24 protein-coding genes are annotated in these 23,106 nt (G+C 66.2%); 14 read left to right on the forward strand and 10 right to left on the reverse strand.

What is annotated here, in order from left to right:
* Positions 1 to 50: 50 nt before the first annotated feature.
* The 10 genes from A1D30_RS00555 to A1D30_RS00600 all read left to right on the forward strand — a co-directional run bounded on the left by A1D30_RS00555 (position 51) and on the right by A1D30_RS00600 (position 9,697).
* Entirely contained in the window at positions 51 to 791 is a 741-nt protein-coding gene (locus A1D30_RS00555; RefSeq protein WP_131798395.1) for a hypothetical protein, read from the forward strand.
* Between the two features lie 147 nt (positions 792 to 938).
* Complete coding sequence (locus A1D30_RS00560) at positions 939 to 3,098, forward strand: TonB-dependent siderophore receptor (RefSeq protein ID WP_063458882.1); 2,160 nt, start codon at positions 939 to 941, stop codon at positions 3,096 to 3,098.
* A gap of 31 nt (positions 3,099 to 3,129) precedes the next feature.
* On the forward strand, positions 3,130 to 4,272 hold the full coding sequence (locus A1D30_RS00565; RefSeq protein WP_063458883.1) for a PepSY-associated TM helix domain-containing protein: 1,143 nt from the start codon (positions 3,130 to 3,132) through the stop codon (positions 4,270 to 4,272).
* 54 nt (positions 4,273 to 4,326) lie between these two features.
* The gene (locus A1D30_RS00570) at positions 4,327 to 5,157 is read left to right on the forward strand and encodes a hypothetical protein (protein WP_063458884.1); all 831 of its coding nucleotides are present in this window, start codon (positions 4,327 to 4,329) and stop codon (positions 5,155 to 5,157) included.
* Positions 5,154 to 5,504, forward strand: a complete 351-nt coding sequence (locus tag A1D30_RS00575; protein WP_063458885.1) for a hypothetical protein — start codon at positions 5,154 to 5,156, stop codon at positions 5,502 to 5,504. Before A1D30_RS00570 ends, A1D30_RS00575 begins: the two co-directional genes overlap by 4 nt.
* Positions 5,505 to 5,663: 159 nt before the next feature.
* On the forward strand, positions 5,664 to 6,308 hold the full coding sequence (locus A1D30_RS00580; protein ID WP_063458886.1) for a trimeric intracellular cation channel family protein: 645 nt from the start codon (positions 5,664 to 5,666) through the stop codon (positions 6,306 to 6,308).
* 106 nt (positions 6,309 to 6,414) lie between these two features.
* Positions 6,415 to 7,107 carry a transglutaminase family protein gene (locus A1D30_RS00585; protein WP_063458887.1) on the forward strand — a complete coding sequence of 231 codons (693 nt, stop codon included), beginning with the start codon at positions 6,415 to 6,417 and terminating at the stop codon, positions 7,105 to 7,107.
* Complete coding sequence (locus tag A1D30_RS00590; protein WP_063458888.1) at positions 7,104 to 7,547, forward strand: PaaI family thioesterase; 444 nt, start codon at positions 7,104 to 7,106, stop codon at positions 7,545 to 7,547. Before A1D30_RS00585 ends, A1D30_RS00590 begins: the two co-directional genes overlap by 4 nt.
* A gap of 219 nt (positions 7,548 to 7,766) precedes the next feature.
* Positions 7,767 to 8,411, forward strand: a complete 645-nt coding sequence (locus tag A1D30_RS26285) for a helix-turn-helix transcriptional regulator (protein ID WP_242421745.1) — start codon at positions 7,767 to 7,769, stop codon at positions 8,409 to 8,411.
* On the forward strand, positions 8,408 to 9,697 hold the full coding sequence (locus A1D30_RS00600) for a HipA domain-containing protein (protein ID WP_063458889.1): 1,290 nt from the start codon (positions 8,408 to 8,410) through the stop codon (positions 9,695 to 9,697). Before A1D30_RS26285 ends, A1D30_RS00600 begins: the two co-directional genes overlap by 4 nt.
* Positions 9,698 to 9,727: 30 nt before the next feature.
* Here A1D30_RS00600 and A1D30_RS00605 read toward each other — a convergent pair whose 3' ends face one another.
* Positions 9,728 to 10,621 carry a LysR family transcriptional regulator gene (locus A1D30_RS00605; protein WP_063458890.1) on the reverse strand — a complete coding sequence of 298 codons (894 nt, stop codon included), beginning with the start codon at positions 10,619 to 10,621 and terminating at the stop codon, positions 9,728 to 9,730.
* A 130-nt stretch (positions 10,622 to 10,751) separates the two neighbouring features.
* On the opposite strand from A1D30_RS00605, the gene A1D30_RS00610 reads away from it, so the two are divergent.
* The gene (locus tag A1D30_RS00610) at positions 10,752 to 11,357 is read left to right on the forward strand and encodes a short chain dehydrogenase (RefSeq protein ID WP_063459151.1); all 606 of its coding nucleotides are present in this window, start codon (positions 10,752 to 10,754) and stop codon (positions 11,355 to 11,357) included.
* Between the two features lie 102 nt (positions 11,358 to 11,459).
* Here A1D30_RS00610 and A1D30_RS00615 read toward each other — a convergent pair whose 3' ends face one another.
* Positions 11,460 to 12,959, reverse strand: a complete 1,500-nt coding sequence (locus A1D30_RS00615) for a PLP-dependent aminotransferase family protein (protein WP_063458891.1) — start codon at positions 12,957 to 12,959, stop codon at positions 11,460 to 11,462.
* A 66-nt stretch (positions 12,960 to 13,025) separates the two neighbouring features.
* Between A1D30_RS00615 and A1D30_RS00620 the strand changes: the two genes are divergently transcribed.
* Positions 13,026 to 14,345 carry a benzoate/H(+) symporter BenE family transporter gene (locus A1D30_RS00620; RefSeq protein ID WP_082836266.1) on the forward strand — a complete coding sequence of 440 codons (1,320 nt, stop codon included), beginning with the start codon at positions 13,026 to 13,028 and terminating at the stop codon, positions 14,343 to 14,345.
* A 107-nt stretch (positions 14,346 to 14,452) separates the two neighbouring features.
* On the opposite strand, the gene A1D30_RS00625 is transcribed toward A1D30_RS00620, so the two are convergent.
* From A1D30_RS00625 to A1D30_RS00645, 5 genes are all read right to left on the reverse strand, one after another.
* On the reverse strand, positions 14,453 to 15,460 hold the full coding sequence (locus A1D30_RS00625) for a tripartite tricarboxylate transporter substrate binding protein (RefSeq protein WP_063459153.1): 1,008 nt from the start codon (positions 15,458 to 15,460) through the stop codon (positions 14,453 to 14,455).
* Between the two features lie 153 nt (positions 15,461 to 15,613).
* On the reverse strand, positions 15,614 to 16,357 hold the full coding sequence (locus A1D30_RS00630) for an SDR family oxidoreductase (protein WP_063458892.1): 744 nt from the start codon (positions 16,355 to 16,357) through the stop codon (positions 15,614 to 15,616).
* Complete coding sequence (gene pcaF / locus A1D30_RS00635) at positions 16,354 to 17,565, reverse strand: 3-oxoadipyl-CoA thiolase (RefSeq protein ID WP_063458893.1); 1,212 nt, start codon at positions 17,563 to 17,565, stop codon at positions 16,354 to 16,356. Before pcaF ends, A1D30_RS00630 begins: the two co-directional genes overlap by 4 nt.
* A gap of 36 nt (positions 17,566 to 17,601) precedes the next feature.
* Positions 17,602 to 18,252: a 3-oxoacid CoA-transferase subunit B gene (locus tag A1D30_RS00640; protein WP_063458894.1), complete on the reverse strand. Its 651-nt coding sequence runs from the start codon at positions 18,250 to 18,252 to the stop codon at positions 17,602 to 17,604.
* Between the two features lie 29 nt (positions 18,253 to 18,281).
* Positions 18,282 to 18,983: a 3-oxoacid CoA-transferase subunit A gene (locus tag A1D30_RS00645; protein WP_063458895.1), complete on the reverse strand. Its 702-nt coding sequence runs from the start codon at positions 18,981 to 18,983 to the stop codon at positions 18,282 to 18,284.
* Positions 18,984 to 19,074: 91 nt separating this feature from the next.
* Here A1D30_RS00645 and A1D30_RS00650 point away from each other — a divergent pair, with 91 nt between their 5' ends.
* Complete coding sequence (locus tag A1D30_RS00650) at positions 19,075 to 19,875, forward strand: IclR family transcriptional regulator C-terminal domain-containing protein (protein ID WP_063458896.1); 801 nt, start codon at positions 19,075 to 19,077, stop codon at positions 19,873 to 19,875.
* 176 nt (positions 19,876 to 20,051) lie between these two features.
* Here A1D30_RS00650 and A1D30_RS00655 read toward each other — a convergent pair whose 3' ends face one another.
* Positions 20,052 to 20,273 (reverse strand): hypothetical protein, encoded by a 222-nt coding sequence (locus A1D30_RS00655; RefSeq protein ID WP_199865904.1) that lies wholly within the window; start codon positions 20,271 to 20,273, stop codon positions 20,052 to 20,054.
* A 186-nt stretch (positions 20,274 to 20,459) separates the two neighbouring features.
* Here A1D30_RS00655 and A1D30_RS00660 point away from each other — a divergent pair, with 186 nt between their 5' ends.
* Positions 20,460 to 20,894, forward strand: coding sequence for a DUF1841 family protein (locus A1D30_RS00660; protein ID WP_063458898.1), 435 nt, complete (start codon positions 20,460 to 20,462; stop codon positions 20,892 to 20,894).
* Positions 20,895 to 20,915: 21 nt separating this feature from the next.
* Here the strand turns inward: A1D30_RS00660 and A1D30_RS00665 are convergent, their stop codons facing one another.
* On the reverse strand, positions 20,916 to 22,178 hold the full coding sequence (locus A1D30_RS00665; RefSeq protein ID WP_063459154.1) for a putative Na+/H+ antiporter: 1,263 nt from the start codon (positions 22,176 to 22,178) through the stop codon (positions 20,916 to 20,918).
* Positions 22,179 to 22,415: 237 nt separating this feature from the next.
* A complete protein-coding gene (locus tag A1D30_RS00670; RefSeq protein WP_063458899.1) occupies positions 22,416 to 23,078 on the reverse strand; it encodes a c-type cytochrome in 663 nt (220 codons plus the stop codon).
* Positions 23,079 to 23,106 lie beyond the last annotated feature (28 nt).

Below are 23,106 nucleotides of genomic sequence, written 5' to 3' on the forward strand. Positions count from 1 at the left end.
GCTGCGAAATCGAAATCTTGCCTTCCATTGGGCTACTTTAGGAGAAGCACTTGAAAACACAAAAATTCAGCGCCAAAGTAGGCCTCTACTTCGCAATTTCACTCTTAGGTTTTTTGGCCTTTTTTATCTTTGAGCGCCTCGGAGCAGACGCTCCGGCTTGGGCTCAACTGCCCATCGTCGGCGGCTTGGTCGGGGCGCTATTCCAGCTAGTCCGCGATGACGCAGCAGCAGATAGAGCAAAGCAACTGGAGCAGTACAAACAGAAATTTGTGTTCGGCGCACAGTCCCACATGGCTCAAACCATTTGGAACAAGCAAGTTGAGTTCTGCGAGGCTTACGCTTCTGAGCTTGATAAGTGCGTTGCGGTTCTGTACGCAGACGGGCCAGCAAAGAGCGCCGGAAACTGTGCAACTGCGCTATTTGCTATCCGCCGACGATACGCCGTGTGGGTTCCCGCAGACCTGGAAACCAAGCTCGATCCATTCGAAAAAGCATTACGAGATATCGGGAACAGCGCCCATGTTGCAGACAGAGCCCCAGGCGGCGGCAATCCTGAGTTGCGTCAGCAGCACATTGATCGTATGTATCGGGAGTTCGCCAAAGCTATGGGAGAAAGTGAGTGGCTAGGAGAACAACTGGCGGGGGAGGCAGGGCATGCAGTTGTCCTGAATTCATTGAAATCCATGCTCGGCATCGACGACATGAGTGCACTTTTGGCTACGCTGAAAAAGGATGCCGTTTCCGGCTTAGCGGGTGACAAACCTGCAGTGAACGCAGCCAGAAACCCATAGGGTCAAACGAGATCAGGCCCAATTTCCCAATAAACAAACAAGAATTATTCGCATTACAATTCACAACATCCCGCCAGCCAACGTCCCCCTGCAACGTGAGCCAGCGCCCCCAGCGTTTGTTGTCCGCTCACCTTCATCGGGACCCCCATGCCTTCTCAGCCCCTGCGCTCCGCGCACGCCGCGCGCTTGCCATCCATCCGCGCGGCCCGCTTCTTCACCCTGACCCCGCTGGCCCTGTGCCTCGCCCAGGCCGCCCTGGCGCAGCAGGCCAGCGCACCTACTGCGGACCCGGCAGTGACAGCCCCCCAGCTGCAGGAAGTCCGCATCAACGCCAGCACCGAAAAAGACATGGGCTTTGCGCCCGTGGAGGCGCAGACGGCCAGCAAGGCGCCCATGCGGCGGCTGGAAACCCCGCAGTCCGTCAGCGTGGTCACGCGCGAGCAGATGGAGTCGCGGCAGATCACCAATGTGCAGCAGGCGCTGCAGACCGTGGCGGGCGTGAGCCCGGTCAACTTTGGCCGCCGGGGGTTTGACGACCTGAACATCCGGGGCTTTCGCTCCACCGAATCGATCCTGGTCGATGGCCTGGTGCAGAGCCCGGGAATGTGGGCCAAGCTGCAGCCCTACGGCTACGAGCGCTTTGAGGTGCTCAAGGGCTCGGCGTCGGTGCTGTATGGCCAGGTGCAGCCGGGCGGCATCGTCAACGCGGTGAGCAAGCGGCCCAAGAAGGAAGCGATCAACGAAGTGGGCGTGGAGGTGGGCAGCTTTGGCCAGCGCACGCTGCAGGCCGATGTGAACCGGCCGCTGTCCGAGTCAGGCAAGACGGCGCTGCGCATCAATGCGCAGGTGTCGGATGCGGACGACCCAACGCAGTTCGTCTACCGCAAGGACCGGTGGTTTGCGCCGTCGCTGTCCATCGACCTGGGCGCGCAGACCGACCTGGTGCTGTTTGCCACCTACAGCAAGAGCGAGTGGATGCGCCAGCAGGGCATCACCCCGTACGGCACGCTGCTGCCCAACCGCAACGGCACCCTGTCACGCACCATGTTCACGGGCGACCCGAGCTTCGGCGTGTACGACGTGGAGAGCACCACGGTGGGCTATGCGCTGGAGCACAAGGTGTCCGACGCCATGACTTTCCGCCAGAACGTGCGCTACGAGACCGAGAAGGGCACGGGCAACTTTGTCTCCAACCAGGCGCTGCAGGCCAACCAGCGGCTGCAGAACCGCCAGGCCTCGCGCCAGTACATGGACTACGACCTGCTGGCCACCGACACCTCGCTGCTGTCGCGCTTTGAAGCGCTGGGCGTGCGCCACCAGCTCGTCACCGGCCTTGACGTGCGCAGCGGCCACAGCCTGCTGGCCAGCCGCACCTGCCGCATTGGCGCGCTGGATTTGTTTGCGCCCGTATACGGCATGCAGGCCACCTGCCCCGAGGCGCTGACCAGCGATGCACCCGCCAAGCTCACTGTGGCCGGGCTGTATGCGCAAGACCAGATCAAGTTTGGCCAAGGCTGGACAGCCCTGGTGGGCCTGCGCCGCGACTGGTCCACCAACGACACCAACAACCGCGTGGCCAACACACAAACGCGCCAGAAGGACAGCGCCACCACGCTGTCGGCAGGCCTGGTCTATGAATTCAAACCCGGCTGGGCGGCGTACGGCAGCTACGGCGAGTCCTTCCTGCCCACCTCGGGCCTGGCCTTCAACGGTACGCCCTTCGTACCCGAAACCGGCAAGCAGTGGGAAGCGGGCGTGAAATACGAGTCGCCCAATGGCCAGATCACCGGCGCCCTCGCCGTTTTTGACCTGGTGCGCGAAAACGTGACCACCGCCGACCCGGTGAACACCGGCTTCAGCGTGCAGACCGGCCAGCAGCGCGCACGCGGGCTGGAGCTGGAACTGGGCGCGGACCTGAAGAACGGCTGGAAGCTGACCAGCGCCTACACCTACACACAGACCAAGGTCACACGCGACAACAACGCCGCCATCGTGGGCCTGCCGCTCAACCTCACGCCGCGCCACACGCTCACGGCCTGGGCTACGTACAAGCTGCCGCAGTACCAGCGCGTGACGCTGGGCGTGGGCGGGCGGTATGTGAGCGAGCAGATCGGTTCCTACCCGTTCACCCTGCCTTCATACTTTGTGGCCGATGCGTCCATCAGCTACGTGGGCGAGAACTACCGCGTGACGGCGGGCGTGAAAAACATGTTCAACAAGGCGTACTACGACGGCGCGATCAATGCCAACGTGGTGTCGCCCTCGCTGCCACGCAACTTCAGCCTGGGCGTGACGTACTTCTTCTGACGCAGCGCGCCAACTCTGCCGCCCGCACGCCATGACCAGCCAGCGCACGCTCAACCGTCTCTTTACCCTGCACTCCTGGGCGGGCATCGTCACGGGGCTGCTGATGTTCATCGTGTGCTTCTCGGGCGCGGTGGTGGTGTTCAAGAACGAGATCGACCTGTGGGCCAATCCGTCGCTGGCCCAGCTGCCCCGGTCGGAGCACCCGGCGTCGCTGGATGCGGTGATGGTGCAGCTGCAAACGCGCTACCCAGGCGCCACGGTGGAAACCATCGCGCTGCCCGACGCGGTGAACCCGAGCTACTTCGCCTTCATCCGCGAGCGTGGGGCCCCGGCCAGCACGCGCACCAAGGTCGCCCTGCGCTCCGACACGGGCACCGTGGTGGGCCCGGTGGACAGCCAGCTCGGCCAGTACCTGCGCATGCTGCATGTGTTTTTGTTCTTCGGGCCACGCTGGATCGTGGGGTTCCTCGGCGCGGCCATGCTGGTGCTGATTGCCACGGGCATCGTCATCCACCGCAAGATCCTGGCCGAGCTGTTCACCCAGCGCTGGGGCCGCAGCTTTCGCGTGGTGATGTCGGACCTGCACAAGTCCGCAGGCATCTGGGGGCTTGGCTTTCACATCCTGATCGCGGCCACAGGCGCATGGATGGGGCTGGCGCCGCTGTTTGAGCAGGGCTACAAGTACCTCACCACCCCCGCCACGTTGACAGCCACCAAGCCCGCACGCAAAGCAGAGGCCAGCGAGCCCGTGCCCATGCAGTCGCTGGACGCTCTGTACGCCACCGCGCAGCAGGCCGTGCCGGGGCTGGAAGCGCGTTATGTGTCGCTGCGCCGCTGGGGCAGCAGCACGGCCGAGGTCGGCTTTACCGGCAACCTGCGCGATCACCTGGCCAGCACCGCGCGGGTGGACACCAACGCCGCCACCGGCGTGGCGAAAAAGGTGCACGACCCGCGCACGGCGGGCTTCTGGTCGCTGGTCAACAGCCTGATGGAGCCGCTGCACTTTGGCGACTTTGGCGGGCTGGCGCTGAAATGGCTGTATTTCTTTCTGGGCATGACGCCCGCGCTCCTGTCCATCTCGGGCACGCTGATCTGGCTGGACGCGCGCCAGCAGCGCAGGCGTGAGGCCGAGGCGGCGCTGGGCGCTGCGGGCAGCGTCGCGGCAGCAGGCTGACACCCACACCCAGCATCTCTCTCACAGCGTCATCGCGTCACAGCTTCGCCCTCCATGCAACGTTTCTTTCTGGCCCTGCACGCCACCACGCCCGCCGCGCTGATCGTGGCGGTGTTTGTGCACCTGTGGGGGCCTGCGGGCCTGCCCTCGCTGGCGCAGCGGCCCGTGTGGGCGGTGTGGGCCCTCATCGGCGTGTGGCTGCTGCTGTCGGCCCTGGCCGCAGGGGCGCTGCGCACGCTGGCACTGTGGCGCGTGGCACTGGGCGGCGCGGGCGGCCTGCTGGCCCTGGCGGGCATCACGGGCCTGGTGCTGGGCAGCGTGCTGGCGCCCGCCATGTTCGCCAGCCTGGTTGCCTTGGGCCTGGCCTGCGCAGGCATCGCTGCCTTTATCGGCCCCCAGCGGGTGCAAGCGCCCCGGCGCAAGGCAGCGCGCCATGCAGCGGCCACTGCAGGCACCAGAACACATCCCGCCACGGCCCGCCGCCGTTGGCACCCGCGCGGCTGGGGCCGTGGTGTGGTGCTGGCCCACGGGCCGTTCTGGCTGAGTGGTGTGCTGGCGGTGGAGTCGTTCCGCCTGGCGCACATCGTCGCGACCGAGCCCGCGCGCTCGTCGGGCATGCTGGGCCTGCTGCTCGCGATGTTGGTAGCCCTGCCCGCCGCCACCCTGCGCCACTGGGCACCCCGCACCACAGCCGCGCTGTGGCTGCTGGCCGCGCTGGCCTATGGCGGCCTGGCGGCCAAGGCGGGCCTGTGGCAGTGGGCGGCCGCAGCGGCCCTGTGCACGGCAGCCGCTGGTGCGCCCCTGCTGCAGCGGCAACACCTGCTGCGGGCGCTGCGGCGGCAGGCAGCACCGCCTGCCAAGCACCACACCTCGGGGGCAGCATGACTGCTGAACTCATTGGCACCACCGCCGCGCTGGCCTCGCTGATCGGCCTGACCCGCTGGGCACAGGCCGTGCCCACACGCGCCTGGGGCGACGGCAGCACAGGCCGCGCCCAGGCCTGGGCCGTTGCGCTGGGCGCACTGGCGCTGCAGACCGTGGCCGCCATCGCAGCGGCCGGGCCCACAGCAGGCGTGGCCCTGGTCATCGCCGCCTGGATGGCCCTGGGCTGGCTGCTCGTGCTGGCCATGAACCTGTGGCCGCAGGCCGCGCTGCGCTGGGCGCGGCGCCTGGGGGCGTTGGGGGGCACGGGTTGTGTGGTGGCGCTGGGGTGGCTGCTGGTGCGGGGGTGAGGTGGTGGGCGCATCTTTGCGGGTGCACCCAACCTGAGATATGAGCAAAAACAGGCTTTTGCGCCTGACCATCATGCCTTTATAGCTATATTTTTTATAGCAAATGCACGCACAACGACTCGCCTGGCTGCGCCGCCGCTGCACGGCACAATCGCCCCCATGGACCAGTTGCTCGACGCCCCCTGGGTGCACACCTTGCGCTTTCTTCTGGAGGTGGCTGCCACCATGGCCTTTGCGCTGTCGGGCGTGATCGCCGCCGCGCGCAAGCGGCTCGACGTGGTGGGCGTGTGTGTGGTGGCTTTTGTGGCGGCGTTCGGCGGCGGCACGCTGCGCGACCTGCTGCTGGACCAGCGGCCCTTCTTCTGGGTGCGCCACACGGGTTTTGTCTGGGGCATCCTGGCCCTGTGCGTGGGCGCCATGCTGTTCATGCGCCAGCGCCACTTCAAGCCCACCGAACGCGCCATGCTGCTGCCCGACGCCATCGGCCTGGGCCTGTTTGCCGCCGTGGGCGTGGACATTGCCACCGCCATCGGCATGCCCCCCATCATCAGCGTGATGATGGGCGTGACCACCGGCGTGTTCGGCGGCGTGCTGCGCGACGTGCTGTGCAACGAGGTGCCCCAGGCCTTCAGCGACCACCGGCCGTATGCCCTGTGTGCCTTTGCCGGTGGCTGGGCCGACGTGGCCCTGCGCCACCTGCAAGCGCCCGACTGGGCACCGCTGGTGGTCTGCGTGCTGCTCACGGCCGGGCTGCGCGGGCTGGCGCTGTGGCGCAACTGGGAGCTGCCTGCGTGGCGGGTGTGACAGGGGCATCGGGCCCCTGCCGCGCAGGGCTGGCGCGCCTGTGACAGCATCGGGTGCCCCGGGGCCCGCACACTGGCCTCCGTCCGACTTCAGGAGACACACCACAATGACCACCGCCCCCACGCCCGCCCACCTGCGTGCCACGGCCCTCATCGACAGCGACGCACCTTCCATCCAGGCCTTTGCCACCCAACACGCGCGCGGCGCCACCGACCGCGAACGCGCCGTGGCCCTGTACCTGGCCGTGCGCGACGGCTTTCGCTACGACCCCTACCGCATCGACCTCTCGCCCCAGGGCATGACCGCCAGCACGGTACTCGCCAACGGCTACGGCTGGTGTGTGCCCAAGGCGGCGCTGCTGACGGCCGCGTGCCGTGCGGCGGGCATCCCGGCGCGCATGGGCTTTGCCGATGTGCGCAACCACCTCAGCACCGAGCGCATGCGCGAGACGATGAAAACCGACCTCTTCATCTGGCACGGCTACACCGACATCTGGCTCGATGGCGCCTGGCGCAAGGCCACGCCTGCGTTCAACATCGAGCTGTGCGAGCGCTTTGGGCTGCTGCCGCTGGAGTTCGATGGCGAAAACGATTCGATCTACCACCCGTTCGACAAATCCGGCGCGCGCCACATGGAATATGTGCACCAGCGCGGCGCGTTTGACGACATGCCGCTGGCGCAGATCGTGGCGGACTTCCGCACGGTGTACTGCGGCTGGCTGCCCGAGGACGGTGCCACCCACAGCAGCCTGGAGGGCGCCAGCTTTGCGCAGGATGTGGAGAACGAGGCCCGCGCATGAGTGGTCACGTCGAAATCCCTCCAGGCTTTGCGCCGCTGCAGTCCGGCGGCCCCTTCATCCAGCACAACGGCCCGCTCTACCTGCGCCACGAAGGCAGCGTGGTGCAGTTCGGCTTTCGCGTGGAGCGGCGCCATGTGAACCCCATGAACAACCTGCACGGCGGCATGATGGCCAGCTTTTGCGACATGCTGCTGCCGCTGTCGGTGCACCGCAAAAGCAACCAGGTGGCCGACCGTTTTCTGCCCACCATCAGCCTGCAGATCGACTACCTGGCCCCCGCCCCGCTGGGCGCCTGGGTGCAGGGCGAAGCCGAGCCGCTGCGTGTCACGCGCTCGCTGGTGTTTGCGCAAGGGCTGGTCACGGCCGATGGCGTGCCCTGTGCACGGGTGAGCGGGGTGTTCAAGATCGGGCCTGCGGTGCCCAGCAACGCGGTGGAGTGAGCCCCGCAGGCTCTGCATTGCAGCGCGCGTCAATGTGTCCTTGTGCTGATGCCCCTGGTTGCATCGCCACACCGGCTGCTCTTCTAAATTCATAGATATGTATTTTTGACGAATTGTCATATATCTATGAATAATTCATACCATTCAGCTCCCCTTCTTCTGAGAACCGAAACTAATTCATAGATGTTCAAAAATAATCAATTGAACTAACATCTATGAATGCCATCCCAAAACACCAAGCCCACTGACTACCCCCAGGCAGTTCTTCAGCAAATTGCCTTGCTCGCGCAGAACATCGTGATTGCACGCAAGCGCCGCAAGGAAACGCAGGCCCAGTGGGCCCAGCGGCTTGGCGTGTCGCAGCCCACCATGGCGCGCATCGAGCGCGGCGACCCGTCTGTGTCCATGGCGTCGTATGTGATGTGCATGTGGCTCATCAACCAGGCCCAGGGGCTGGCCGATCTGATTGCGCCGCAGAACGACCTCGCATCGCTGGAGCAGGAGGTGGCGAGAGCCCGGCCCCGGCCCACTGCACGGGCTACGGCGCAGAAAGGCGCAAACACGGCAGCCAGCAACACCAGGCCTGCTGCCTTGTCACCCTTTGCAAACGCCCATGTGCCTACGCTCTCTGGGGCCGCACACCTTGCGAGAGAGGTAGAGGGCTCCTTTATCGGAACAGATTCTTCGGACGCAACAAAAAAGACAACTCAGAAGGCGATTGAGAAGGCAGCTGGGGTGGACCACGAGAAACAGATCAAGCAATCCCTGCAAGTCGCAGGGCTCGGCGCCCCCGAGCGCCAGCCCAACAGCACGGCAGCAGGCCTGGCCGCACTGATCGCGGGTCAAAAGAAAGCGCGGCCATGAGTCAACAACCCGACGCGCAGCAGGTCACGCTACGCTCCTACGTGCCGCAAGACACGCTCTATGTCTGGACCCTGGTCAACCCCGCCCAGCCCGTTCTGACCGGGGTAGTGGGCCTATCGCAGTTGGTGCCCAACTGCGCCACCTTCAGCTACGCAGCAGACTGGTGGCAGTTTGCGCTGAGCGAAGACCTGCCCCTGATCGCAAGCCAGATGTTCAGCGCAGGCCACAAAGACAGCGCGCCCGGCGCCATCGATGATGCGCGGCCAGACCGTTGGGGCGAGCGCATCATTCGCCACATCGACCGCCCTGCACGCCTGTCGATTCTGGAGATGCTGCTGTTCGCTGGCGACGACCGCTTTGGCGCGCTGGGCATCTCCACATCGGCCGAGCACTACATCCCGCGCCGCATCGGGCCCTATCCGCAGCTGCGCGATCTGGAGGCCATGGTGCGGGCGGTGGAAGACGTGCAGGAGCAAGCCCCTGTCACGCCCGAAATCCAGCGGCTGGTGCAGCCGGGCGTGACGTTGGGCGGGGCCCGGCCCAAGGCGCTGCTGCAAACCGACAGCGGGCCCTGCGTCATCAAGTTCAGCGAGCTGGATGACACCGTGGATACGCCTCTCATCGAACACGCCACCATGACGCTGGCGGCCCGGGCAGGCATCCGCGTTGCCACGACGGGCGTATTGCCAATTCCATCGCGGCTAAGCCGCGGACCACAGCGCCATGCGCTGACGATTGAGCGGTTTGACCGCGTTCAGACCGACCACCTCAGCCTGCGCGTGCACTGCATCTCTGCCAAGACGGCGCTGGCTGCCGCAGGCCTCGCAGAAAGCTACGGCGCACTGGCCACCGTGCTGCTGCGCCAGGCGCACCCCGACCGGCAAAAAGCACTGCGCGAGGAGCTGTTTCGGCGCATGGTGTTCAACATCCTGATGGACAACACCGACGACCACGAGCGCAACCACTGCCTGCGCCTGGGTTTTGACGGCTACTACGACCTGGCCCCAGCATTCGACGTGGTGCCCACGCTGCAAAACATGGGCTACCAGGCCATGGTGGTGGGCCGGCACGGCGCGCAATCCACGCTGGACAACGCGCTGACCGAGCTGAGCGAATTCGGCATCACGCGGGCTCGGGCTATCGCGCTGATTCAGGAGGTTGCTCAGGCGGTCGAGCAATGGCCTCGGCATTTCCTGCAGCACGGCGTCTGCGTGGCTGACATGGAGCAGTTGGCGGCCAGCATCGACCGCGATGCACTCCGGCGGCAGCGCCAGGCGTTCTGCTGAGCCCACCGCTGCCGCCAGCTTCAACACTTTTCAGCGCCCTTCCACCCCCAGCCTTTCCACCACAAACTCCACAAACCGCGCCAGCTTGGGCAGCTGCCGCCGGTCGGGCGCATAGACCAGCTGCACAGGGCGCGGCACGGGCAGACAGGACTGCATCACCGGCACCAGCGCGCCGCTGGCCAGGTCGTCGGCCAAGAGCACCTCGGGCTGCATGATGAGCCCCAGGCCGCGCAGCGCCGCCTGGCGCAGGCCATCACCCTGGTTGCAAACAAAGCGCGCGTTTTCGGGCCAGAAGAATTCCTCGTTGCCGTCGCGCAGCGTCCATTCCACGCGGCGCTGCCACACCGAGTGGCTCAGGCACTGGTGGCGGGCCAGGTCGGCCGCGCGCTCGGGCGTACCGTGGCGCTGCAGGTAGGCGGATGCTGCGGCAATCACCATGCGGTAGGGGCGCAGCGGGCGCGCCACCAGGCCCTCGTTCACCACCTGGCCAATCCGCACGGCCAGGTCAAATCCTTCGCCCGCCAGGTCCACCACGCTGTCGGTCAGTTGCAGGTCCACACGCACCTGGTCGTGGCGCTGCAGAAAGTCGGCCACCAGTGGCGCGATGACGTGGTTGCCCAGCGTGAAGGGTGCGCTCACGCGCAGCAGGCCCTGCGGCACGGCGCGGCTGCGTTCCACGGCGGACTCGGCCCAGCGCACCTGCTCCAGCACGCGTTTGCTGTCTTCGTAGAACGCGGCGCCCACCTCGGTCAAGCTGTTCTGCCGCGTGCTGCGCTGAAACAGGCGCGCGCCCAGGTGGACCTCCAGCTGCTGGATGTGCTTGCCCACCATCACGGCGGATATCTGCAACTGGCGCGCGGCGGCGGCAAAGCTGCCGGCCTCCACCACGGCCACCATGACTTCCATGTTGCGCAGCTTGTCCATGGCTCCTGGATATTCCTAATCAATAGTTAGCACAAGCATAACTTGCACGTACTTTATGCACTGATTGATTCGCAAAAGAATCGGATTGTCAGTTCCTCATCAACCCTTTTTGACACCCAAGGAAAACACCATGTCCAAGATTCTTCTCATCGGCGCCAGCGGCACCATCGGCCAGGCCGTGCAGGCCAACCTGGGCGCACGCCACGACGTGATCACCGTGGGCCGCAGCAGCGGCATGCACCAGGCCGACCTGGCCCAGCCCGCCTCGCTGGCAGCACTGTTCGCCGCCGTGGGCAAGGTCGATGCCATCGTGAGCACGGCGGGCAATGTGCACTTTGGCCCGTTGGCCGAAATGACCGCAGAGCAGTTTCACATCGGCCTGCAGGACAAGCTGCTGGGCCAGGTGCAGCTGGCACTGCTCGGCCAGCGCTACTTGAACGACGGCGGCTCCATCACGCTGATCAGCGGCATCCTGGGCACCGAGCCCATCCGCAACGGTGCCAGCGCCACGGCGGTGAACGCGGCCATCGAAGGTTTTGTGGCCGCCGCCGCCATCGAACTGCCGCGCGGCCTGCGCATCAACGCCATCAGCCCCACGGTACTGACCGAATCCATGGGCACCTATGGTCCGTTCTTCCCCGGCTTTGAACCGGTGCCCGCAGAGCGCGCGGCCCTGGCCTACCAGCGCAGTGTGGAAGGGGCGCAGACGGGGCGCGTGTACCGCGTGCATCCCTAAATGCTTCTATTTTTATAGCAATAAACCCATAACAGTAGCGCTGTAGGCTGCATTTTTAATCAAATTTCTGGAGCAACCGGGCCAAGGATCTGCCCGCCGGGCCTATGGCACACCGGCCGCCAGTTGCCCCAGCTGGCGCACGGCCTGCTCCAGTTCGCGCGTCCAGGGGCGGGCAATGTTCAGGCGCAGGTAGCTGGCGTACTTGGCGCTGGTGGAAAACAGTGCCCCGGGGGTGAAGGCCATGCCCTGCGCCACCGCGCGTTGCAGCAAGGCCAGTGAATCCACGGGCTCGGGCAGCTGCAGCCACAGCCACCATCCCCCGGCGGGGCTGTGCACCCGCGTGCCTGCCGGAAAGTGCTTGCGCACGGCCTCGGCCGCGCGCGGCGTGGTCTGTGCCAGTCGCTCGCGCAAGCGGCGCAGGTGGGGCTGCAAACCGCCAGAGCGCATGAACTCGGCCATCACCGCCTGCTCCAGCCACGGCGCCGCGAGCGAGGTGCTGAGCTTGAGCGACTCCATGCGCGCATGCCAGCGCCCGCCCGATGTCCAGCCCAGGCGGAACGCGGGCGCCAGGCTCTTGCTGCTGCTGCCGCAGTAAATCACGCGGCCATGGCGGTCCCAGGCTTTCACGGGCTGGGGGCGGTGCGGCGTGTGCGAGAGGTCGCCAAACACGTCGTCCTCGATCAACGCCAGGTCGTGCTGCTCTACCAGGCGCAGCAAACGGCGCTTGTTGCGGTCGGGCATCACATGGCCGAGCGGGTTCTGAAAGTTGGGCATGGCAACCACGGCGCGCACGCCGCTCTGGTGCTCCAGCGCGTACTCCAGCGCCTCCAGGCTCATGCCTTCGCCCGGCGTGCAGGGCAGCTCGATGGCGCGCAGGCCCAGGTTGCCCAGCATCTGCAGCAGGCCAAAGTACACGGGCGACTCCACCACCACCGCATCGCCCGGCCGGGTGACGGCGCGCAGCGCCACGTTCAGGGCCTCGGTGCTGCCGTTGGTCACCAGCAGTTCGTCAGGCTGCAGATCCAGCCCGTAGGTCGCCATCCAGCCCGCCAGCTCGGTGCGCAGCGCGGGCAGGCCGCTGCCGGTGGGGTAGGTGCCCAGCATCTCGGGCTGGCTGCGCAGCAGGCGCTGGGCGATGCGGGCCAGGGCTTCGGTGGGGTACCAGGCGGGCGCTGCGTTGGCCAGGTGCAGCCCCCACTGCAGAGGCTGTTGTGTGGTCAGCGCATACAGCTGGGTCATGCGGTGCTCCAGCGACACCAGTCGGTCGAACTCCACGGGCGGCGGCACCGCAGGCCGCGCGCGGGCCTGCAGGCCTGGCCCGCCGGAGGGGTCTGCGCCGTCCTTCGCACCTGGCGCAGCGCGAACCGGAGCGGGCTCTGCGACATACATGCCGGATTTGTGCCTCGCCTGCACCACGCCCAGCGCCTCCAGGTGGCGGTAGCAGCGCACCACGGTGGCCACGCTCACGCCCTGCGCGGCGGCCAGCGCGCGCACCGAAGGCAGGCGCTCGCCCGGTGCGTAGCGTTTCAGGGTGATGTCGCGGCGCACTTGCTGCGCAAGCTGCAGGTAACTGTGCTGCAGTACAGATGTCGATGGGGCCATCTGTACAGCATAAACCCCGGGCAGACTGTGCCCGCCCAGCGGGTGGCCTGCGGGCACCATGGCGGCATGACAACGCCCCAGCCCTACCCCACCCGCACAGCGTCGGCCACTGCGCCCGCTGCCCCGCGTGCTGCCAGCACCGCACCCGCCATCGCGCCGCCAGCGCGGCACGATGAAACGACTCGCACCCGCTGGATGGCCACGGCCCACGACCTGTTTCCCGCCGTGGTGGCGGGCCTGGTGGCTGTGCTGATCTCGTACGCGGGCCCCTTGCTGCTGGTGCTGCAGGCCGCACAGGCCGGGCACCTGACAGCGGCGCAGGTCACATCCTGGGTCTGGGCCATCTCCATGGGCGCCGGGGTGTGTGGTGTGTGGATGAGCTGGCGCCAGCGCGTGCCCGTGGTCTGCGCCTGGAACACGCCCGGCGCGGCGCTGCTGGCCAGCGCCCTGGTGGCCCTACCCTACAGCCAGGTGGTGGGCGCCTACCTGCTGGCGGCAGCGGCCTTGCTGCTGGTCGGGTGGACGGGGGTTTTTGACCGGCTGATGGCGCACATCCCCCGCAGCCTGTGCGCTGCCATGCTGGCGGGCATTCTGCTGCGGTTTGGCGTGGACGCGTTTGGTGCCGCCCGCAGCACGGTGGAGGGCGCGCCCTGGCTGGTGGGGGCCATGTTTGCGGGCTACCTGCTGTTCAAACAGCGCTCGGCGCGTTATGCGATTGCCCTCACCTTGCTGCTGGGTGTGGCGCTGTGGCAGGGGCTGGGCTGGGGGCAGGCAGCGGTACCGGCCGCCAACACCTCCACCTCCGCCTGGGGGCTGGCGTTGCCGGTGTGGACCGCGCCAGAATTTTCGTGGACCGCCCTCCTGAGCACCGCCGTGCCGCTGGCGCTGCTGTGCCTCACCGGCCAGCAGGTGCCTGGCGTGGCCGTGCTGCGCGCTTCGGGCTACACCGCCCACAACAACCAGCTCATCGCAGGCACGGGGCTGGCCAGCCTGCTGCTGGCACCGTTCGGGGCCCACGGCATCAACCTGGCGGCCATCACGGCCGCCATCTGCACCGGCGAAGAAGCCCACCCGCTGCCCGAAAAGCGCTGGGTGGCCGGCGTGGCCTGCGGGGCGTTCTATCTGCTGCTGGGTAGCTTTGCAGGCGCCATCACCTACGCGTTTGCGCAGTTGCCCGCAGCTCTGGTGAGCACCGTGGCTGGCCTGGCGCTGCTGGGCGCGATCCAGAACGGCTTGATCGGCGCCTTGGCAGAACCCAGCGAACGCGAGGCCGCGCTGGTCACCTTTGTGGTCACTGCCTCCAATGTGAGCCTGCTGGGGCTGGGCTCGGCCTGCTGGGGGCTGGCGTTGGGGCTGCTGACCTGGTGGACCCTGGGGCGGCGCTGAACGGCCACGCTGATAGCGCCACGTTGTAACTGGCGCGGCCAAAGCCAGGGCCCCCCGCGCTGGGGGCGTCCCCCTTTCAGGGGGAAGGCGCGCAGCGACTCAGGGGGTCAGTCCAAACTTGCACCCGACTCCTTGACGACCTTGCCCCACTTGACGGACTCGGCCTGGATGAAGGCAGCAAACTGCTCGGGCGTTTCGCTGGTCGTCTCGGCGCCCTGCTCGTTGATCTTCTTCTTCACCTCGGCCTGGTTCAGCACCTTCACCAAGGCCGTGTTGAGCTTGGCCAGCACCGGCGCGGGCGTGCCGGTGGGCGCAAACATGCCGAACCACGAGGTGGCTTCATAACCTGCCACGCCAGCTTCGGCGATGGTGGGCACGTTGGGCAGCTCGGGCGAACGCTTGGCGGTGGTCACGGCAATGGGCACCAGCTTGCCGCTGCGCACATGCTGGATGGCCGAGGGCATGTTGTCGAACATGATGCCGATCTGGTTGCCCAGCAGGTCGGTCACGGCCGGGGCGCTGCCCTTGTAGGGCACGTGCACCATGTCCACCTTGGCGAGGCTCTTGAACAGCTCGCCCGACAGGTGGATGGAGCTGCCGTTGCCCGACGAGCCGAAGTTGAGCTTGCCGGGGTTGGCCTTGGCATAGGCGATCAGCTCTTTCACCGTCTTGTAGGGCTGGGCGGGGTTGGCCACCAGCAGGTTGGGCACATTGGCCACGCGGGTCAGCGGCGCGAAGTCCTTGATGGGGTCGAAGGGCATCTTCTTGTACAGGCTGGCGTTGATGGCGTGGGTGCCCACCGTGCCCATGAACAGGGTGTAGCCATCTGCCGGGGCCTTGGCCGCCATGGCGCCGCCGATGTTGCCGCCCGCACCCGCGCGGTTGTCCACGATGACCGACTGGCCCAGCTCGGTGGTCAGCGCCTGTCCGATGATGCGGGCCAGGATGTCGGTGGTGCCGCCCGCGGCAAAGGGCACGACGATGGTGACGGGCTTGCTGGGATAGGCCTGGGCGAACGCAGCGCTGCTGGACATCAGCCCCGCGCCCAGCACGGCGGCAGAGGCGATGGCGCCGAGGGTAAAGCGGCGGCGTGCAGAGGTCTTGATCGGGTTCATGAGGCTTGTCTCCTTCAGGATGGTGGTGAAAAAATTGCGGTGGCGCGCCGAAAACTGGCCGTGCCATGGCCTCAACCGGGCGCGGGCGCCTGGGCGAGAACATCGGTGGATGCCCCGGTCAAGGGGCGGCGAAAGAAGTCGTCAGATCAGGTGCTAGACCGGCGCCACTCCCAGCGTGGTGCCTCCGCACACGTACAGAACCTGCCCGGTCACGAAACCGTTGTCGGGCGAGAGGAAGAACAGCGCCGCGCGCGCCACGTCGTCGGGCGTGCCCATGCGGCCCACGGCGATGCTGTTCAGGATGCGCTGCGTCTGCGGCGCGCCGTCGGGGTTGCTCTGGCGGAACAGTTCGGTGGCGATGGGCCCGGGGCCAATCGCGTTGACGGTGATGCCGTCGCGCCCCAGCTCCATGGCCAGCGTGCGCGTCATGCCGATCATTCCGGCCTTGGTGGCCGAATACACGATGCGGTCGGCCTTGCCCAGCGCGGCGCGCGACGACATGTTCACGATGCGGCCCTGGCCGCTGGCGCGCAGGCTGGGCAGGAACGCTTGCACCAGCAGCATGGGCGCGCGCAGGTGCAGGCCCACCACGTCATCCAGCTGCGCCGTGGTGGCGGTGTCGATGGTGCCGGGGCGCGTGGCGCCCGCGTTGTTCACCAGTGCGGTGACGTTGTGCTTGGCCGCGATCTCGGCCGCGCGTTCGCGGGTCGATGCCTCGTCGGTCAGGTCGCCCTGGTACGAGGTGAGTTGGGGGTGGCTCCAGCTGGGCCGCACGTAGTCCAGGTTGACCACGGCGTGGCCCTGGGTCAGCACGGCTTCGGCAATCGCGCGGCCGATGCCGTTGCTGGCACCCGTGATGACAGTGACCGGTGTGGGGTTGCGCTCAATCACGGTCACACGCGCTCCAGGATCACGGCAATGCCCTGCCCCACGCCGATGCACATGGTGCACAGCGCGTACTGGCCCGCATGTTCGTGCAGGCGGTTCACGGCGGTGGTGACCAGGCGCGCGCCGCTGGCGCCCAGCGGGTGGCCCAGCGCGATGGCGCCGCCCCAGGCGTTCACGCGGCCATCGTCGTCCTTGAGGCCCAGAGCGCGCAGCACGGCCAGGCCTTGCGCGGCAAAGGCTTCGTTGAGCTCGATCACATCCATGTGGTCGATGGTCAGGCCCGTCTGGGCCAGCACCTTTTGCGTGGCGGGCGTGGGGCCAAAACCCATGATGCGCGGCGCCACACCGGCCACGGCCATGCCCACCACGCGGGCGCGGGGCTTGAGGCCGTACTTGGCAGCGTTGGCTTCATCGGCCAGCAGCAGCGCGCAGGCGCCGTCGTTCACACCGCTGGCGTTACCCGCCGTCACCGTGCCATCGGGCCGCACCACACCCTTGAGCTTGGCCAGCGCTTCCAGGCTGGTCTCGCGCGGGTGTTCGTCCTGGCTCACGATGATGGCGTCGCCCTTTTTCTGCGGGATGTGCACCGGCACGATCTCGCGCGCCAGGTGGCCGGCCTTGATGGCGGCCACGGCGTTAAGCTGGCTGCGCAGGGCCATCTGGTCCTGGGCTTCGCGCTCGATCTTGAAGTCGGTCGCCACGTTTTCGGCGGTCTCGGGCATCGAATCAACGCCGTACTTTTCCTTCATCAGCTTGTTGACAAAGCGCCAGCCGATCGTCGTGTCGTACACCGCGCTGTTGCGGCTGAAGGCCGACTCTGCCTTGGGCATGACAAAGGGCGCACGGCTCATGCTCTCCACGCCGCCCGCGATCATCAGGCCGGCCTCGCCGGCCTTGATGGCGCGCGCTGCGGTGCCCACGGCATCCAGGCCCGAACCGCACAGGCGGTTGATGGTGGCGCCCGCCACCTCGATGGGCAGGCCCGCGAGCAGGCTGCTCATGTGGGCGACGTTGCGGTTGTCTTCACCGGCCTGGTTGGCGCAGCCGTAGAACACGTCGGTCACGGCCGCCCAGTCCACGCCGGGGTTGCGGTCCATCAGCGCCTTGATGGGGATGGCACCCAGGTCGTCGGTGCGCACGCTGGAGAGCGCACCGCCGTAGCGGCCGAAAGGGGTGCGGATGGCGTCGCAGATGAAGGCTTGGCGTTGTGTGCTCATGGTTTTGTCTCCTCGTTGCTTGGGGGGTGGATTCGTTCAGGCGGCAGGGCGGATGGGCAGGCCCACCAGTTGCTCCAGCTCAGTCTGCGACAGGCCGGGCACGGTGTCGATGAGCTGCAGCCCTGTGGGCGTGCAGGCCAGTGTGCACAGATCGGTGTAGATGCGCTTCACGCAGGCGACACCGGTGAGCGGGTAGGTGCATTGCGTCACGATCTTGCTCGCGCCCTGCTTGGTCAGCAGGTCCATCATCACCCAGGTCTGCTTGGCGCCGATGGCCAGGTCCATGGCCCCGCCCACGGCGGGGATGGCGCCGGGCTCGCCCGTGCTCCAGTTGGCCAGATCACCCGTGGCGCTGACCTGGTAGGCGCCCAGCACGCAGATGTCGAGGTGGCCGCCGCGCATCATCGCGAAGCTGTCGGCGTGGTGGAAGTACGCGCCGCCCGGCAGCAGCGTCACGGGCTGCTTGCCGGCGTTGATGAGGTCGTAGTCCTCCAGCCCCGCAGCGGGCGCGGGGCCCATGCCCAGGATGCCGTTTTCGCTTTGCAGGATGACCTCGCGGCCCTCGGGGATGTGGTTGGCCACCAGGGTGGGCTGGCCGATGCCCAGGTTGACGTAGGCACCGTCGTGGATGTCTTGCGCCACGCGTTTCGCCAACTCGTCTTTACTACGCTTTTGATAGCTACTCACGCTTACTCCTCAGGCGGTAGGTGCCAATTTCATGCGGATTTCTTGAATCCGCCCGCCTGCGTGGCCGTGCGGTCGATCTTCACGACATGCGTGACGTAGATGCCGGGGGTGACGATGGCCTCCGGGTCCAGCGCGCCCAGCTCCACCACCTCGTGCACGGTGGCAATCGTGGTCTTGGCAGCCGTGGCCATCACGGGGCCGAAGTTGCGCGCCGACATGCGGTAGGTGAGGTTGCCCCAGCGGTCGCCCTTCTCGGCCTTGATCAGGGCCACATCGCCGTGGATGGGGTATTCGAGCACGTAGTGTTTGCCATTGATCTCGCGCGTTTCCTTGCCCGCAGCCAGCTCCGTGCCATGCGCCGTGGGGCAGAAAAAGGCGCCGATGCCCGCGCCCGCAGCGCGCAGGCGCTCGGCCAGATTGCCCTGGGGCACCAGTTCCAGCTCCAGCTTGCCACTGCGATACAGGTCATCGAACACATAGCTATCGACCTGGCGCGGAAAACTGCAGATGATCTTGCGCACCTGCCCGGCCTTGAGCAGCGCAGCCAGGCCCTGGTCGGCATTGCCTGCGTTGTTGTTGACCACCGTGAGGTCACGCGCCCCCTGGGCGATGAGGCCATCGATCAGCTCGCCCGGAATGCCGGCCGTGCCGAACCCGCCTATCAACACCGTGGCACCATCCTTCACCCCCGCAAGGGCCTGGGCCACCGAGTCCGCCAGTTTGTTGATCATTGCAACGCTTTCTTGGTTTCTCTGTTGTCCCTTTGAAATTTGTTCGTATATAGAACAAATGTTCGCTTAAAGAATTATAGTTGGCATACGTATGAATTCCCAAACCCATGAAGCCAAAGACCCCAAACCGAGCGACAGCTATGTGCAGTCGTTCGCGCGCGGGCTGGAGGTGATCCGCTCGTTCAGTGCGGCTACACCGCAGCAAACCCTGAGTGAAGTTGCCGCGCAAACCGGCCTGACCCGCGCCGGTGCTCGCCGCATCCTGCTCACGCTGCAGACGCTGGGCTATGTGGAGACGGACGGCAAGCTGTTTCGCCTGAGCCCGCGCATCCTGGACCTGGGGTTTGCGTACCTGTCCTCGCTGCCCATCTGGAACCTGGCCGAGCCGGTGATGGAGGACCTGGTGGAAGAGGTGCGCGAGTCGTCATCGGCCGCCGTGCTCGACGGCCTGGATATCGTCTATGTGCTGCGCGTGCCCACCCACAAGATCATGCGCACCACGCTGGGCGTGGGCTCACGCCTGCCCGCGTGCTGGACGTCCATGGGCCGCATGCTGCTGGCCGGGTTGCCGGACGACGAACTGCAGGCCCGGCTGCAGGGCCACCCCATGCAGCGTTTTACCGAACACACCACCACCGATGTGGATGCACTGCTGGCCCACATCCGCCAGGCGCGGCAGCAGGGCTGGTGCCTAGTGAACCAGGAGTTGGAAGAAGGTTTGATCTCGATCGCCGCACCACTGACCAACCGCACCGGGCAGACGGTGGCGGCGCTCAACATCAGCGGCCAAGCCAACCGCACAAGTGCGGCGGTGATGCAGGAGACGCTGCTGCCTGCGCTGCTGAGCGCGGCACGGACCATCTCGCGGATGATGGGTGCGCCACGCGGCTGAGATCCGGCGACGGGTGTATCGCGCACTCAGCGCAACGAGCAGCCGGGGCTGAAACCCCGGTGGCCCTTGCCGTGCGTGGGTGCAAGGCGCGGGGCATCAACACCAACCGCTCGCTGCGCTGAATGGGCTGAGGCACAACGGGCCCGCGCCCCAAGACACAGGCCCAACGAAACGCCTCAGCGCTTGCGAAAGCCCAGCACCAGCACCACGCCGCCGATCACCATGGCGCCCAGGCTCATCCACTGCGGAATGTTGACGGACTCCTTCTCCTTGACGGTCAGCTCCAGCGGGCCCAGCTTGGCCTGGGTGCTCTCCTTGGTGAAACTGAAGCCCCCGGTCAGAAAACCGGCCAGGCCCAGCACCAACAACAGCACACCAACGATTCGCATTGCATTCATGGCATTTCTCCCCATGCCGGGTTTGAAGGACTGCGACAAAGCGGACCCGGCTCCGTGTCTTTGCGCCCAGCCAATGTAGAAGCCGCCCCGCCCAGGGCGCGTAGGACGCGGCCGCAGCACGGCGTAGCGCACAGGCGCGACCCTGCAGCCCCCAAGGCAAAAAGGCGCGTGCTACCCTCACGCCCCATGTTCAGCCCCTCCCAAGCCGATGTGCGCCGCTTTCTGTGCGGTGTGCACGCCAAGACCCAGAGCGGCGCCCCCATGGAAGCCATCGAGACGCTGGCCAGCCTGTGGATCGCCGAGCACCCCGAATACCACGCCGACCTGTCGGATGCCGATGCCGCTGTGGCGCGCAACTACGATGAGACGCCCGGCCAGACCAATCCGTTTTTGCACCTGTCAATGCACCTGTCGATCAGCGAGCAGTGCAGCATCGACCAGCCGCGCGGCATCCGACAGGCGGTGGAGCTGCTGACGGCGCGGCTCGATTCGCTGCACGATGCCCACCATGCGGCCATGGACTGCCTGGGCGAAATGCTGTGGGAGAGCCAGCGCGCAGGCCGCCCGCCCGATGGCGAGGCCTACATCGCCTGCGTGCAACGGCGCGCCACGCGGGACTGAGCCCCGCAAGGGGCCCGGCGGTCACAGCAACTTGAACGCCAGCACCGCCACCAGCGTGGGTGGCAACGCGCCCAGCAGCAGGCCGAGCGGGTTGATGACGCCCTGCGAGAACTTCTCCTTCAGGATCGATGCCCCGGCAGGATTAGGCGCGTTGGCAATCACAGTCAAGCCGCCGCCCGTCACAGCGCCCGCCACCAGGGCCACCTTGAACTCGTCGCTGAGGCCCTCGACCAGCGAGCCCAGATAGGTCAGCGCTGCGTTGTCGGTAAAGGCGGTGAGTGCGGCGGCACCAAAAAACACCGCATTGGCGTCCATCTTCATGAGCACGGGCTGCAACCACCATTGCTGCAAGCCACCCAGCACCACCAGCCCGGCCAGGAAGAACGCCACCAGCAATGCCTCGCGCAGGATCAGCGGACTTTGGTGGCGCCGGTAGGCCGTGGTGAACCCCATAAAGAACAGGAACAAGCCCAGGAACACGGCGGGATGGTGGGCAAACACCACCACCAGCACCAGGAACGCGAGGTGAACACCCGCTACGGTCCACGGCACGGGGGACTCGGAAGCAGGCATCTTGCGGCCCATATGGCCCAGCTGGTTGCGGAAGATCAGCATTGCAATGGCCGCATTGATGAGCACGGCCACCGCCGCCTTCCAGCCGAAGTTCGACATCATGAACCAGATGTCCCAGTTCCACTTGGCAGCCACCATCAGCACGGGCGGCGCCGCAAAGGAAGTGAGCGTTCCCCCAATCGAGATGTTCACGAACAGCACGCCAATGGTCGAATACTTGAGTCGGCTGGAGATAGGGTGGGAGAAGAGCGTGTCCCGCAACATCAGCGCAGCCAGCGTCATTGCCGCCGGTTCGGTGATGAAAGACCCGAGCAGGGGTACGAACGCCAGCACCACAAAGTACATGGCCATGCCACGCTGCGCGGGCAGCAGGGCTGCCAGCGCGCGCACCACAGCCCCGGCCAGCTCCAGGATGGGGCGGGTGGCAGCAATCACCATGATCGCAAACACGAACAAAGGCTCTGTGAAATTGCGCGAGTCCAGGTAGGCCGTGGCCTCCTGTTTTCCGCTGATGGAAAACATGAACAGCATGAGCACCATGGCCCAGAAGCCAAAGACAACCTCCACCTCACCCAGCAGATGCCAGATGCCCGCATGCCGTGGCTGCGTGTGCGCCAGATGCTCGAAAAACTTGGTGGAGAAGGTGTGGAGGATGGCCAGTCCGAACAGGACGGCGCCGATCACTTGGATCAGGGTCGGAGAAGAGTTCATGGGTCGCAGCGAAGCCGCGCGGCGGCCCGACCAGCGCATGAACCTGCCGAATCACCATGATTGCGACACCCGCGCCCATTTTACAAAGGCCCACCAAAGCCCCTTGTAGGCGCAGGGCGCGTTCAGGCTCGGGTTCGCCCAGGGACTTTGGTGAGGGAGCGCCTCCGCCAGCAACCGCAGCCCCATGAAAAAAGCCCGCCAAGGCGGGCTTCCGGGTGCATGGGCCAGGCAGCCGTATCAGCGAAAACGCGACTGGGGCACCACGTGCAGGTCGCCATCGACGCTGCTGATGTAGTTGGCCAGGGCCTTCAGCTCGGCATTGGTGAACTGCTTGGCCACGCCACCCATGATGGCGTTGTTGCGGCCCACATTGGCATTCTTCTCGACCTTGTAGGACTTGAGGGCCACAAAGAGGTAGTCAGCGTGCTGGCCTGCGATCTTGGGGTAGGAAGGATCGATGGGCTTGGCGAAGTTGTCGCCGTGGCAGGAGACACAAGCACCCTTCTTGAGCAGCTCGGCCACTTGCACGCTGGGCTCGCGGCCAGGCTTGGCGGGCAGTTCGGCGCCGGTCTTGCCGTGTTGTTCGTAGTAGGCCGACACATCGGCGATGTCCTTTTCGGACAGCGACTCGGCGATGCCGCGCATCGTGGGGTGCTTGCGCTCGCCCTTCTGGTAGGCCACCAGAGCTGCGGTGATGAACTTGGCGCTTTGGCCCGAGATCATGGGCACCTTGTGGATCTCAGGGAAGCTGGCCTGGTAGCCAACGATGCCGTGGCAGCCAATGCACATGGCAATCTTTTGCTTGCCGGCTTCCACGTCGCCCTTGGCTTCCTGGGCATGGGAGAAAGCGGTCACGGAAGCGACAGCCAGGGCAAATAGCGTGGTCAGCGTTTTGTTCATTTTGCGCGCACAATCTCGTGGAAGTTCA

This window comes from Acidovorax sp. GW101-3H11 (assembly GCF_001633105.1).
In the GTDB taxonomy this organism is placed as follows: domain Bacteria; phylum Pseudomonadota; class Gammaproteobacteria; order Burkholderiales; family Burkholderiaceae_C; genus Acidovorax.